10 protein-coding genes are annotated in these 14,001 nt (G+C 66.2%); 5 read left to right on the forward strand and 5 right to left on the reverse strand.

The window, feature by feature from the left end:
- Nucleotides 1-5: 5 nt before the first annotated feature.
- Together QX094_RS10725 and QX094_RS10730 are read left to right on the forward strand one after the other, a co-directional pair.
- Nucleotides 6-2,105: a S9 family peptidase gene (locus tag QX094_RS10725; protein WP_316187912.1), complete on the forward strand. Its 2,100-nt coding sequence runs from the start codon at nucleotides 6-8 to the stop codon at nucleotides 2,103-2,105.
- A gap of 287 nt (nucleotides 2,106-2,392) precedes the next feature.
- On the forward strand, nucleotides 2,393-3,334 hold the full coding sequence (locus QX094_RS10730; RefSeq protein ID WP_315751903.1) for a transposase: 942 nt from the start codon (nucleotides 2,393-2,395) through the stop codon (nucleotides 3,332-3,334).
- Nucleotides 3,335-3,431: 97 nt separating this feature from the next.
- Here the strand turns inward: QX094_RS10730 and QX094_RS10735 are convergent, their stop codons facing one another.
- The 5 genes from QX094_RS10735 to QX094_RS10755 all read right to left on the reverse strand — a co-directional run bounded on the left by QX094_RS10735 (nucleotide 3,432) and on the right by QX094_RS10755 (nucleotide 8,706).
- Nucleotides 3,432-4,151, reverse strand: a complete 720-nt coding sequence (locus QX094_RS10735; RefSeq protein WP_315716983.1) for a ribonuclease activity regulator RraA — start codon at nucleotides 4,149-4,151, stop codon at nucleotides 3,432-3,434.
- 154 nt (nucleotides 4,152-4,305) lie between these two features.
- Nucleotides 4,306-6,042, reverse strand: coding sequence for an L-arabinonate dehydratase (gene araD, locus QX094_RS10740; RefSeq protein ID WP_316187913.1), 1,737 nt, complete (start codon nucleotides 6,040-6,042; stop codon nucleotides 4,306-4,308).
- Nucleotides 6,039-6,899 (reverse strand): ABC transporter permease, encoded by an 861-nt coding sequence (locus QX094_RS10745; protein WP_316187914.1) that lies wholly within the window; start codon nucleotides 6,897-6,899, stop codon nucleotides 6,039-6,041. The genes araD and QX094_RS10745 overlap by 4 nt, the downstream gene beginning before the upstream one ends.
- Before the next feature lie 11 nt (nucleotides 6,900-6,910).
- On the reverse strand, nucleotides 6,911-7,675 hold the full coding sequence (locus QX094_RS10750; protein WP_315716980.1) for an ABC transporter ATP-binding protein: 765 nt from the start codon (nucleotides 7,673-7,675) through the stop codon (nucleotides 6,911-6,913).
- Nucleotides 7,675-8,706 carry an ABC transporter substrate-binding protein gene (locus tag QX094_RS10755; RefSeq protein ID WP_316173307.1) on the reverse strand — a complete coding sequence of 344 codons (1,032 nt, stop codon included), beginning with the start codon at nucleotides 8,704-8,706 and terminating at the stop codon, nucleotides 7,675-7,677. The genes QX094_RS10750 and QX094_RS10755 overlap by 1 nt, the downstream gene beginning before the upstream one ends.
- A 124-nt stretch (nucleotides 8,707-8,830) precedes the next feature.
- Between QX094_RS10755 and QX094_RS10760 the strand changes: the two genes are divergently transcribed.
- The 3 genes from QX094_RS10760 to QX094_RS10770 all read left to right on the forward strand — a co-directional run bounded on the left by QX094_RS10760 (nucleotide 8,831) and on the right by QX094_RS10770 (nucleotide 13,950).
- Nucleotides 8,831-9,541, forward strand: a complete 711-nt coding sequence (locus QX094_RS10760) for a GntR family transcriptional regulator (RefSeq protein ID WP_316173309.1) — start codon at nucleotides 8,831-8,833, stop codon at nucleotides 9,539-9,541.
- A gap of 382 nt (nucleotides 9,542-9,923) precedes the next feature.
- Nucleotides 9,924-10,358 carry a response regulator gene (locus QX094_RS10765; protein WP_316173311.1) on the forward strand — a complete coding sequence of 145 codons (435 nt, stop codon included), beginning with the start codon at nucleotides 9,924-9,926 and terminating at the stop codon, nucleotides 10,356-10,358.
- Complete coding sequence (locus QX094_RS10770; RefSeq protein ID WP_316173312.1) at nucleotides 10,339-13,950, forward strand: PAS domain S-box protein; 3,612 nt, start codon at nucleotides 10,339-10,341, stop codon at nucleotides 13,948-13,950. Before QX094_RS10765 ends, QX094_RS10770 begins: the two co-directional genes overlap by 20 nt.
- Nucleotides 13,951-14,001: the final 51 nt, after the last annotated feature.

Raw genomic sequence — 14,001 nt, forward strand, 5'->3', positions numbered from 1 at the left:
ACGACATGACCGACTTGAGCACCAAGGCGCCGGTGGCGCCGCGCCATCCGCACAGCTTCACCCGTCACGGCATCACCGTAAGCGACGACTATGCGTGGCTGAAAGACGCGCGGTGGCAGGAGGTGCTGCACGATCCGTCGCTGCTGGATGCTGATATCCGCGCCTATCTCGAGGCCGAGAACGCCTATGCGGAATCCGTGCTCGGCCACACCTCACCGCTGCAGAAGAAGCTCGTCGCGGAGATGCGCGGCCGCATCAAGGAGGACGATTCCTCGGTGCCGTCGCCAGACGGGCCCTACGCCTATTTCCGCAAGTATCGCGAGGGCGGCCAGCACGAGCTGTTCTGCCGGACGCCGCGCAACGGCGGGGCGGAGACGATCGGGCTCGATGGCGATGCGCTGGCGCGAGGCCACGACTATTTCAAGTTCGGCGGCAGCAGGCATTCGCACGACCACAAGCGCGTCGCCTGGAGCGCCGACACCAAGGGCTCCGAATATTTCACCATCCGCGTCCGCGACTGGGATAGCGGCAACGATCTCGACGACGTGGTCGAGGAGACCGACGGCGGTGTGGTGTGGTCACGCGATTGCACGAGCTTCTTCTACGTCAAGCTCGACGACAATCACCGCCCGATGCAGGTGTGGCGGCATAAGCTCGGCACCAGGCAGGCCGATGACGCGCTGGTGTACGAGGAGAAGGACACCGGCTGGTTCACCCATGTGCACGAGTCGACGTCGGGCCGGTTCTGCGTCATCGCCGGCGGCGACCACGAGACATCAGAACAACGGTTGATCGATCTCGATGCTCCCGAGGCGCCGCCGCGCCTCGTGGCCGCGCGCGAGAACGGCGTGCAATATTCGATCGCCGACCGCGGCGATGAGCTGTTCATCCTGACCAATGCCGACGGCGCCATCGACTTCAAGATCGTCACCGCGCCGCTGTCCGCGCCCGAGCGCGCCAACTGGCGCGACCTCATTCCGCACCGCGCCGGCATCTACGTACTGGACCACGATCTGTATGCCGGGCACCTCGTGCGGCTGGAGCGCGCCAATGCGCTTCCGTCGATCGTCATCCGCGATCTCGCATCCGGCGAGGAGCACGCGATCGCCTTCGACGAAGGCGCCTATTCGCTCGACGCGATGGGCTCCTACGAGTTCGACACCACCAATCTGCGCTTTGCCTATTCGTCGATGACGACGCCGTCGGAGGTGTGGGACTACGACATGGTGACGCGCGCAAAAACCTTGCGCAAGCGCCAGGAGATTCCGTCCGGGCACAATCCGGCCGACTACGTCACCACGCGCATCATGGCCAAGGCGGAGGACGGCGCCGAGGTGCCGGTGTCGCTGCTGCACCGGCGCGACCTCAGGGCCGATGGCTCAGCGCCGCTGCTGCTCTATGGCTACGGCTCCTATGGCCATGCGATGCCGGCCTCGTTCTCGGCCAACCGGCTGTCGCTGGTCGACCGCGGCTTCGTCTACGCCATCGCCCATATCCGCGGCGGCACCGACAAGGGCTGGGGCTGGTATCTCGACGGCAAGCGCGAGAAGAAGACCAACAGCTTTGACGATTTCGCGGCCTGCGCACGGGCGCTGATCGCGGCGAACTACACCAGCGCCAGGCGCATCGTCGGCCATGGCGGCAGCGCCGGTGGCATGCTGATGGGCGCGGTCGCCAACCGCGCGGGCGAGCTGTTCGCCGGCATCGTCGCCGAGGTGCCGTTCGTCGACGTGCTGAACACGATGCTCGACGATACCCTGCCGCTGACGCCGCCGGAATGGCCCGAATGGGGCAACCCGATCGAGAGCGAAAAGGACTTCCGCACCATCCTGTCCTACTCGCCCTACGACAACGTCGCGGCCAAGGAGTATCCCGCGATCCTCGCGATGGCCGGACTGACCGACCCGCGCGTCACCTATTGGGAGCCTGCAAAGTGGATCGCGCGGCTGCGCGCGACGATGACCGGCGGCGGGCCGGTCCTCCTGCGCACCAACATGGGCGCCGGCCACGGCGGCGCCTCCGGCCGCTTCAACCGGCTGGATGAGGTCGCGATCGTCTACGCGTTCGCGCTATGGGCGGTGGGTCTGGCAGATCGGAGCGTTTGAGCCATGATCGCGCCTGAACACCAATGTCGTCCCTGCGAACGCAGGGACCCATAACCACCGGCGGCAATTGTTGAGCGCGCTGGAGCTACGTCCCTCGTCATCACAACCGCCTGTGGTTATGGGTCCCTGTGTCTGGAAAGTCTGCCATGATGATGGTGGGCGGGAAGCCGTTGGGTCCTTGGCGCTAGACGCCGTGAGCCGGCTCGGTCTCCCGCCCGTTCCATTTATCAACCTGAACAGTTGCACGAGGCTGCGCCAACAGACCTCGCATCACAGGGACAGGCACCGTGATCGTACCTTTTCGTTGCGTCGGAATCGACGTTTGCAAACCCTATCTCGATATTTTTGATGAAGCCGTGGGGGCGCCGGAGCGCATCGCCAACGGGCCACAGGCCATCACACAGCTGGTGGCGCGTTGGGGATGCGATGTTCTGGTGGTCTTTGAGGCCACGGGTGTCTACGACCTCGAACTGCGCGAGGCCCTGCGTCGGGCGGGCATCCGCTTTGCGCGGATCAACCCGGCTCGAGCTCGCGATTTCGCCCGCGCCAGCGGCCAACTCGCCAAGACCGATCCGATCGACGCGCGAACGCTGGCAGCCTTTGGGCGCGCCATGCAGCCAGCCACCGAGCAGGCCATGACGCCTGCCCAAAGCGCCCTCGCCAGGCTTGCAAAACGGCGGGATCAACTGGTTGCCATGCGCGCCCAGGAAAAGAACCGCCGCAGCGAGGCCGAGGACCGCGCCATGGCCGAACGCATCAGCCGCCTGATCGAGGTCCTCAATGACGAGATCGTCGAGATCGAGGCCGAGATCAACGCGCTCATCAAAGCCGAGCCGGTGCTTGCGGAGCAGGCACAGCTGATGCGCTCCGTGCCCGGTGTGGGACCCGTCGCCTGCATGCAACTCATCACCCAGATGCCGGAACTCGGCCATCTCGGGCCAAAGGAGGTAGCCGCTCTTGCGGGCCTGGCTCCCTTCAATCGCGATAGCGGGGCGTATCGTGGCAAGCGCAAGATCGGCGGCGGCCGGAAGCGTGTCCGCGACGCCCTCTACATGGCCGCCCTCAACGCCGTCCGCCGCGCCGATCGCTTCAAGATCTTTTACAACCGTCTGCGCCAAGCCGGTAAACCCGCCAAGCTCGCCCTCATCGCCGTCGCCAGGAAGCTTCTAACCATCCTGAATGCCATGATGCGCGACCGAAAACCTTATGCGATCACTCCATCAACATAACAGTTGCCGGCTCAAGGCCGGGACGACAGCGGAGTATGGGGCCAATCTCGCCTCGCAATCGGCGTCGCATCCGCAACGACAGCCGAGGACGTAGCGGCTACCGGTTGTTCTTCGCGCGCCACGCCGCGAAGTCGGCGGGCGTCTGCGGATCGGTCGCCGGATAGAGGCCGAGGATCGAGCGGCCCTTGGCAACTTCCTCGGCAACGAAATCCTCGAACGCGGTCATCTCGAACGTCTCGTCCGCGATCTCGTCGGCGAGATGGGCGGGGATGACGATGACGCCGTCGGAATCGCCGAGGATGACGTCACCGGGAAACACCGGCGCGTCGCCGCAGGCGATCGGGCCGTTGATCTCGATCGCATGATGCAGGGTGAGATTGGTCGGCGCGCTCGGACGCTGGTGGAAGGCGGGGATGCCGAGCTTGGCAATCTCGGCGGCGTCACGGAAGCCGCCGTCGGTGACGACGCCGGCGACGCCGCGCTGCTGCAGGCGGCTCACGAGAATTGCGCCGGCCGAAGCGGCGCGCGCGTCCTTGCGGCTGTCCATCACCAGCACGGCGCCGGGCGGACAATCCTCGACGGCCTTGCGCTGCGGATGGCCGCGGTCGCGAAACACCTCGATGGTGTTGAGATCCTCGCGCGCTGGGATGTAGCGCAAGGTGAAGGCTTCGCCGACCATGGTCGGCTGCGCCGGGCTGAGCGGATGGACGTTCTCGATGCACTGGATGCGCAGGCCGCGCTTGAACAGCGCGGTAGCGACCGTGGCCGTCGAGACGGTCTTGAGCTTGTTGCGGGTGGCGGTGCTGAGTCTGGTCATGCGGTGCTCGTCGTTCTCCCCTCCCCCTTGCGGGGAGGGGTTGGGGGTGGGGGTCCACATCAACGGTGTCGCTTTGGGTACCCCCCTCCCCCGCAAGGGGGGAGGGAGCGCACCTCGATCGCGGAAACAGCGCGGGCTAACGCGGCGCTATGAACTAATAAATCGCGGGTTCCCCGACCGGCGCGCCGAAGCCGGTCTCCAGGAAGTCGAAGTCGCAACCGTCATTGGCTTGGCGGATGTGGCGGGCGAACATCCAGCCATAGCCGCGCTCGAAACGCGGCGCCGGCGGTGTCCAGGCGGCGCGGCGGCGCGCCAGCTCCTCCTCGGGCACGTCGAGATTGATGGTGCGCGCGGCGACGTCGAGCGTGATCAGGTCGCCATTCTTCACCAGCGCCAGCGGGCCGCCGACATAGGCCTCCGGCGCCACATGCAGGATGCAGGCGCCATAGCTCGTGCCGCTCATGCGCGCGTCGGACAGCCGGACCATGTCGCGCACGCCCTCGCGCACGAGCTTGGTCGGGATCGGCAGCATGCCCCATTCCGGCATCCCCGGCCCGCCCTGGGGCCCGGCATTGCGCAGGATCAGCACATGGTCGGCGGTGACGTCGAGATCGGGATCGTCGATCGCCTTCTTCATCGAGGGATAGTCGTCGAACACCAGCGCCGGGCCGGTGTGCCTGAGGAAGCGCGGATCGCAGGCAGAGGGCTTGATGACGCAGCCGTCCGGCGCAAGGTTGCCCTTGAGCACGGCGAGCGCGCCCTCGCGGTAGATCGGGTTCGACTGCGGACGGATGACGTCGTCATTGTAGACGCCGGCGTCAGCGATGTTGTCGCCGAGCGTACGGCCGTTGACAGTGAGGCAGTCGAGATGGAGATGCTCTTTCATCCGGCTCATCAGCCCGGGCAGGCCGCCGGCGTAGTAGAAATCCTCCATCAGATAGGCGTCGCCGCTCGGCCGGACATTGGCGAGCACCGGCACCTTGCGGCTGGCGGCCTCGAAATCGTCGAGGCCTATATCGGCGCCGGCGCGGCGCGCCTGCGCGATCACATGGATGATGGCGTTGGTCGAGCAGCCCATCGCCATGGCGACCGCGATCGCATTCTCGAACGCTGCGTGGGTCTGGATCTTCGATGGCGTCAGGTCCTCCCACACCATCTCGACGACGCGGCGGCCGCATTCCGAGCTCATGCGGATGTGCTCGGCATCGGCAGCCGGAATCGACGAGGCGCCGGGCAAGGTCATGCCGATCGCTTCCGCGATCGCGGTCATGGTCGAGGCCGTCCCCATGGTCATGCAGGTGCCGTGGCTGCGGGCGATGCCGGCCTCCATGGCATTCCAATCGGCGTCCGACAGCTTGCCGGCGCGGCGTTCATCCCAGTACTTCCAGGCGTCGGACCCGGAGCCGAGCGTCTTGCCCTTCCAGTTGCCGCGCAGCATCGGCCCGGCCGGGAGATAGATCGCCGGCAGGTTCATGCTGGTGGCGCCGAGCAGCAGCGCCGGCGTGGTCTTGTCGCAGCCGCCCATCAGCACGACGCCATCGACGGGGTGGCCGCGCAAGAGCTCCTCGACATCCATCGCCAGCATGTTGCGATAGAGCATCGTGGTCGGCTTCAACAGCGACTCCGACAGCGACAGCGCCGGCAGCTCGATCGGGAAACCGCCGGCCATCAGCACGCCGCGCTTGACGTCGTCGACGCGCTGCTTGAAGTGCATGTGGCAGGGCTGCGCGTCGGACCAGGTGTTGACGATGGCGATGACCGGACGGCCCTTCCACTCCTCCTGGGCATAGCCCATCTGCATCACGCGCGAACGATGGCCGAAGGAACGGAGATCGTCGGGCGCGAACCAGCGCGCGCTGCGCAGCTGATCGGGGCTCTTCTTGTGGCTCATGATTGCGTTCCCCAGGTCAGCACGGTCTTGCGCTCGATGGTGCGGAAGATCAGGTTCTCGACCACGACGCCGATCAGGATCACGGTCAGGAGGCCGGCAAACACCGCGGGGATCTCGAGCAGATTGCGGTTCTCGAAGATGAACCAGCCGAGGCCGCCCTGCCCCGAGGAGACACCGAACACCAGCTCGGCCGCGATCAGGGTGCGCCAGGCGAAGGCCCAGCCGATCTTCAAACCCGTGAGGATGGCGCCGAACGCCGCCGGAATCAGGATTCGGATCACATAGGAGAAGCCGCTGAGACCGTAGTTGCGCCCGACCATGCGCAGCGTGTTCGAGACGCTTTTGAAGCCGGAATGGGTGTTGAGCGCGACGGGCCACAGCACCGAATGGATCAGCACGAAGACGAGACTGCCGCTGCCGAGCCCGAACCAGATCAGCGCCAGCGGCAGCAGCGCGATCGCCGGCAAGGGATTGAACATCGCCGTGATCGTCTCGAGGAAATCGGTGCCGATGCGGGTCGAGATCGCGAGCACAGTCAGGATCGCCGCGAGAACGATGCCTGCGGCATAGCCCATGAACAGCACCTTCAGCGAGGTCCAGACGCGCATCGGGATGGTGCCGTCGCGGACCTTCTCCCACAGCGCCGCGATGGTGTCGGAGAAGGTCGGGAACAGCAGGGGATTGTCGAGATAGCTGCCATAGGCCTGCCAGATCGCGGCGAGCAAGACGATGATCAGGCTCTTGCGCACGAAGCCGTCGTTCCACAGCAGCTCGAGCACGCCGAGCTTGCGCGCGACATCTGCAGGCGCGGCGCTCGCGGCCGACGTATCGCGCAGGATGATCTTGGCTTCAGCCATGGGCGCCGTCCTCAATGCGTCGTTGCAGGTTCGGAGAACAAGAGATCATGGATCTGCTTCTCCAGGCGCGCCGCGCTGCCGTCCTCGGCCGAGACCTTGTCGACGTCGACCACCTCGGCCTTGACGCGGCCGGGATGCGGCGACAGCAGCAGAATGCGGTTGCCGATCTTGATGGCTTCGGCGATCGAATGCGTCACGAACAAGACGGTGAATTTCGTCTCGTTCCACAACTGCAGCAGCTCGTCCTGGCAGGTGCGCCGCGTCAGCGCATCGAGCGCGGCGAACGGCTCGTCCATCAGCAGGATGTCCGGCTCCATCGCCATGCCCCGGGCGATCGCGACGCGCTGCTTCATGCCGCCCGACAGCGTGTGCGGATAGGCATCGACGACGCGCGTCAGCCCGACTTTCTCGATATAGGTGCGGGCGCGGCTCTCGGCCTCCTCGCGCGGCATGCGCCGCGCCGTCAGCAGCGGGAACATCACGTTGGCGAGCACGGTCTTCCACGGCAGCAGCTGGTCGAACTCCTGGAAGATCATCATGCGATCGGCGCCAGGACCGGTGATCTCGCGGCCGCTGATGCGCATCCGGCCCTCGCTCGGCTTGATGTAGCCACCGACCGCCTTCAGCAAGGTCGACTTGCCGCAACCGGACGGTCCCAGCAGCACGAAGCGATCGGAGCGGTCGACGGAGAAGCCGACCCGCTCCGTCGCGGTGATTACCGCGCTGGAGGTCTTGTAGCGCAGGGTGACGCCATCGACGTCGAGCAGCGCGGACATCAGTTGCCCTTCAGATCATGCGCGACCGGCAGATAATAGTCGGTCCAGGCCTTGGGCTGGGTCTTGATGGTACCGATCTTGGCGAGATGGGCCGCGAACTTCATGGTGCCCTGCGGCTCCAGATTCCATTCCATCATGCCGGGCTCCTTGAGCCAGGCGAGCAGGTCATCGACCGAGGTCTTGTCGCCGGTGATCTCCTTGTAGATCTCGACCGCCGTCCTGGTATCGCTGCGGATCAGGTCCTGCGCTTCCTTGGTCGCATCGCGCACCGCCTGGATGATCTTCGGATTGGCGTCGGCGAACTTCGTGGTGGTGAAGAACTGCGCCTGGCTCAGCGGTCCGCCCATGACGTCGGGCGAATTCATCACGACATGCGCGCCGGGCACGTTCTTCAATTCGAGGAACGTGTAGGGCGGGATCGAGAAATGATTGTGCACCTCGTGCTGCGGGTTCGACAGCGCCGTATAGGCGTCGGGGTGACCGAGCTGCACGGTGTTGGCGTCGAGCTTGTTCCACTGATCGGCGCCGAACGCTTCGGCGGCCGCGATCTGCAGCACGATGGCCTGGGTCGAGACCTTGACGGTCGGCACGGCGATCTTGTCACTGGGACCGAAGTCCTTGATCGACTTGATGTTGGGATCGCGGCTGATCAGGGTCATCGGCTGCGCCGAGGTGGCGACGATGCCCTTCACGCCACCGCGGGTACGATCCCACAACAGCAGCAGATTGCCGGTGCCGGTGTTGAGGATGTCGACGCTGCCCGACAACAGCGCATCGGTCTGCGCGCCGCCGCCGGAGAAGGTCAGCCATTTGGTGGTGACGCCGGGCACGCCGAGCGCGGCCGCATGCTTCTCGATCAGCTTGTTCTTCTCGATGATGTGGCTCGGCATGTAGAAGATGCCAGGCTGGCGCGACAGCGAGATTTCGGTCTTCTGCTGGGCCTGCGCGGCGTCATTCCAGGCCGCCGCGACCAGCAGCGTGGCCAGCAGGCCGGCGGCTCGTGCGCCCGAGCGCGCGAACTTCTCGAACATGGGACATCCCTCCTCGCGTGCCGGCTCCTTCTTGACGGCCGGCGGAGAGATGCACTAATGCATTAGTGCATCTCTGACAAGGGCTGTTCTCCCCCTGCGACATTCGAGCCGGACGTCCCACCAAATGGCATTGCCCGCGACGCCTGCTGCGGTTCTCCCGCCCGAACGGCTCGATCCGAGCCGGCGCGCGGCACCGCAGGTCTTCGAGCGGTTGCGCGACCAGATCATCGCCCTCGCGCTCCCACCGGGAGCGCCATTGTCGCGGCCGGCGCTGCAGGCCGAGTTCGGCCTCAGCTCGACGCCGATCCGCGACGCGCTGATGCGCCTCGCCGAGGAAGGCCTCGTCGACGTGTTCCCGCAGCACGCGACCCTGGTCAGCCGCATCGATGTTGGTCGGGCGCAGCAGGCGCAGTTCCTGCGCCAGGCGCTGGAGCTCGAGATCGTGCGCCTGCTCGCGCTGCGGCCTGCGGCGGCGCCGATCGACGAACTCCATGCTCTGATCGCCCAGCAGCGGCGATTCGCCAGGGACGGCGACTTCGCGTCATTCACGGTGGTCGACAACGCATTCCACGAGCGGCTCTACACTGCCGCGGACAAGCACGAGCTGTGGACCCTGGTGCGCAGCCGCAGCGGTCACATCGACCGGTTGCGCCGGCTGCATCTGCCCTCACCCGGCAAGGCGCAGACGATCCTGCGCCATCACAAGCAGATCGTCGATGCGATCGCCGCGGGCCGGCCGAACGACGCGCAGACGCATCTGCGCGAGCACCTGACCGGGACGCTGAGCGACCTCGCGACCATTCGCGGCCGCTGGCCGGACTATCTCAGTGGCTAGCAGCCCCGCCCAATCGGAGGACGTGAGCGGTGTCACGCCGCACGCCGGCATGTCGTCTGTGGCCACTCCGTCCCGTGCTGGTCCGCACCGTCTGTCGCGCCGCCTGGGATCGCAAATCCTCAGACATGTGCTCAAATATTGTGCATTCGGCGCGAGGACGAGGCGATTATGGAGCGCTCCGTGCCATGCAACTACGGCGCGAGCGCCCCGAATGCAGGCCCGGCGCCCGGATAGTCCACCCTTGTCCCGTACAGGACATCGATCACCGCGCCCCATCCTGCATGTGACTTGCCCGGCGAAACGCTTGCGGCGCGCCGCGAATTGGGCAAAACCTTACAACTGACCGTTGGTCTTGCTGCCAGCCAATCGGGAGATGCGGAGCGTGGCGAAGATTCTGGTCGTGGACGACGATCCGCTCATGCAGCTGACAATTCAGCGCGTGCTCGAACGGGCCGGTCACGTCGTCGGCATCGCGGGCGACGGCCAGAAGGCGCTCGTCCGCTTCACGAGCGAGAGCTTTGACTTGGTGATCCTGGACATCTTCATGCCGGGCATGGACGGGCTGGAGGCGATGCGCTTGATCCTCAAGCACACGCCCGGCGTTCCGATCATCATGACCTCGGGACGTGCCCACAGCCCGACCTCAGTGATAGAGCCCGATTATCTTACCATGGCCACGAGGCTGGGAGCGGTGTCCGCATTGCCCAAGCCGTTCAAACCGGCAGCTCTCCTGACGATGGTTTCCGAATGCCTGGCATCGGCAGGCGATCGGGCTGCTCGACCCCGGCCAGGCCAAGATGCTGTTCCGAAATCCTGACGGCCGAACCGAAGGGCTCCTGCTCAGCGGCGCGCAGCGCGCGAGCGAGACGCCGCGGTTCGGCGGCCGCCTCACGCTGACGACGCGGCTGGCGATCGCGATGATCCTGCTGGTCGCGATCGCGGTGTTCGCCGTCGGCTGGCTCGGCTATCGCAGCCTCGAGCGGGCGCTGTTGCCGCGCGCGCTCGATCGAATCGAGTCGCATTCGCGCCTGATGGCGACCGAGCTCGAAAACTATGTCGGCGGCGCCCGGAACGACATCAACGGCTATCGCGCCTCGCCGAATCTGGCAACGTTGATACGCACACTGAAGACGGGAGCTCCCGATCCCCGCGAAGGGCTGCCGGCGCAGTCGTGGCGCGAGCGGGTCGCAACGCGCTACTTCGCCGAGCTACAGGCCAAGCCGACCTACGCGATGATCCGCCTGGTCGGGATCGAGAACGATTATCGCGAGCTGATCCGGGTCGACCGGCTCGGGCCGGGCAACACGGTTCGGATCGTTCCGGAGAACGAGCTGATCACGCGCGGCGAGCGCAACTACATCAAGGAGACGCTGAGCCTGCCGCCCGGCGGCATCCGGCTCTCGCCGATCATTCTCGACGGCAACACGACGGACCCCAAGACAGGCGTGCCGATGCTGTGCGTCGGCACGCCGGTGTTCGCGCCGGACGGCAAGCCGTACGCGATCCTGATGGTCGATCTCGACATGCGCCCGATCTTCGCGCATCTGCGCACGGCGGCCCGCCCGGGCGCGCAGCTCTATGTCGTGAACGCCCGCGGCGACTATCTCTTCCATCCCGAATCAGACCGGGAATTCGCCTCGAAACGCGGCCGATCGACGCGATGGCAGGACGATTTTCCGACGCTCGCAGGCGCGACCGGCAGCGCCGAGGGTTTCGCGCAGATCCTGCACGACGAAGCCGATCGCCCCGGCGGTGTCGCCTTCGCGCCGGCGCTGCTCGCGGGACAGGAATGGGTGGCGGTGATCGAGACGATCCCGAACACCGCCTTCATGGCGCCCGCCCTCGCCATCCGCAAGACGGCGATCGAGGTCGGCCTGATCGCGATGCTGTGCGCGGCCGCGCTCGCCTTCGTGGTCGCGCGCTCGCTGACGCGGCCGATCAACCAACTGACCCAGGCCGTCGAGGGCGTGGGGCGCGGCGAGGCGGTGAATATCCCGCTCGATGCGGTCGGCGAGACCGGCGTGCTGGCGCGCGCCTTCGCCCGCGTGCTGGACGAGGTTCGCACCAAGACCGCCGAGCTCGAGCGCGAGGTCCAGGAGCATTACCTGACCGAAGCAGCGCGCGACCATTTCGCCGCCCGCGAACGGCTCTACAGTGCCGCGGTGGAATCGTCGAACGACGCGATCGTGACGCTGTCGCTGGACGGCACCATCACCGCCTGGAATCCGGCAGCCGAGGCCATGCTGGGCTACTCCGCCGAGGAGGCCGTGGGCCGCCTTGCGGATTTCCTCGTGCCGCCCGAGCGCATGGCCGAGGCCCAGGACCTTCTGGCGCGCATGGCCCGCGGCGAGCGGATCCAGCATTTCGAGACGGTGCGGATCCGCAAGGACGGTGAGCTGGTCCAGGTCTCGCTCAGTGTCTCGCCGATCAAATCACCGACGGGCCAGATCATCGGCGCCTCCAAGATCGCACGCGACATCACCGAGAGCCGCCGGACCGAACTGGCGCTGCGCCAGCAGACCGAGGAACGGCGGCGCATCTTCGAGACGTCGCAGGACCTGATCCTCATCACCGACCGCAATGGCATCCTGGTTCAGGTCTCACCGAGCGTGGAGGCGATTCTCGGCTATACGCCGGCGGAGATGATCGGCCGCAGCGGCGCGGAGTTCATCCACCCGGACGATCTACCCAAAGCACGCGAGGAGCTTCGCGCCTCGCGCCTCGGCCTTCGGGCGCGCACCTCCGACTGCCGCTACGTCCACAAGGACGGCCGCGTGGTGACGCTGTCCTGGACCTCGAACTGGTCGGAGCCGGTGCAGCGCCACTTCTTCATCGGCCGCGACATGACCGAGAGCCGGCTGGCGCAGGAGACGCTGCGGGAAAGCGAACAGCTCGCCCGCAACATCGTCGAGACCGCGCTCGATGCCTTCGTCCAGGTCGACGACAACGGCGCCATTCTCAACTGGAACTCCCAGGCCGAGAAGATCTTCGGCTGGTCGCGCGCCGAGATCATCGGCAAGGACGTCTTCGACGTGATCACGGTCGGGGATGTCGGCGAGGAGCTGCGCGCCGCGCTCGGCCGCATCCTGATGACCGGACAAGCGAGCGCACTCGGGGGCGGCCGCCGACGCGAGGTCATGGTGAAGCGGCGCGACGGCCGCGAGTTCAAGGCCGAGCTCAGCGTGACCGCGCTGAAGACCCGCAACGGCTTCGTGCTGAACGGCTTCTTCCGCGACCTCACCGACAAGATCGCGACCGAGGAGCGGATCCGCCAGTCCGAGAAGATGGAGGCGATCGGCCAGCTCACCGGTGGCATCGCACACGACTTCAACAACATCCTCACCGTGATCACCGGCACGATCGAGATTCTCGCCGCGGCCGTGGCCAAGGAGCCGCAGCTCGCCGCGATCACCAGGATGATCGACGAGGCCGCCGCGCGCGGGGCCGATCTCACCCAGCATCTGCTCGCCTTTGCGCGCCGGCAGCCGCTGCAGCCGCGCGAGGTCGACGTCAACACGCTGATGATCGACACGGCCAAGCTGCTGCGGCCGACGCTCGGAGAGCAGATCGAGATCGAGTCCGTCTTCCAGGACGAGACCTGCGTGGCGCATGTCGATCCGAACCAGCTCGCCACGGCGGTCATCAACCTCGCGCTCAATGCCCGCGACGCGATGCCGAATGGCGGCAAGCTCATCCTGGAGACCGGCTGGGCCGACCTCGACGAGAACTACGCAAGTCTCTACGACGACGTGCGGCCCGGTCGCTACGCGATGATCGCGGTGAGCGACAGTGGCAGCGGCATTCCCGCCGCCATCATCGACAAGGTGTTCAATCCGTTCTTCACCTCGAAGGGGCCGGGCAAGGGGACGGGGCTCGGATTGTCGATGGTGTACGGCTTCGTGAAGCAATCGGCCGGCCACATCAGGATCTACAGCGAAGAGGGCCACGGCACCACGATCCGGATGTACCTGCCGCCGGGCAGCGAAGAAGCGATCACGCAGCCCTCGGGCGACGCGCCGGCGATCCAGGGCGGCCAGGAGACGATCCTGGTGGTGGAGGACGACCGGCTGGTGCGCGGCTACGTTCTCGCCCAGCTCCATGCACTGGGCTATGCGACGCTGGAGGCGGCCAATGCCGCCGAAGCGCTGGCGATCACCAATGCCGGAGAGCCGTTCGATCTGCTCTTCACCGACATCATCATGCCGGGGACGATGAACGGCCGCCAGCTCGCATCCGAGATCCAGCGGATTCGTCCGACGCAGCGGGTCCTGTTCACCTCCGGCTACACCGAGAATGCCGTGGTGCATCACGGCCGGCTCGACGAAGGAATTCTTCTGCTGCCGAAGCCGTACCGCAAATCCGAGCTCGCCAAGATGATCCGCAAGGCGCTCGCCGCGACCGAGGCTTGAAAAACGAGACTTGGCCAAGGCGGCCCGACCAACGCGGCCTGGCGCTTGCGG

It is taken from the genome of Bradyrhizobium sp. SZCCHNS1050 (assembly GCF_032484785.1).
GTDB lineage: Bacteria > Pseudomonadota > Alphaproteobacteria > Rhizobiales > Xanthobacteraceae > Bradyrhizobium.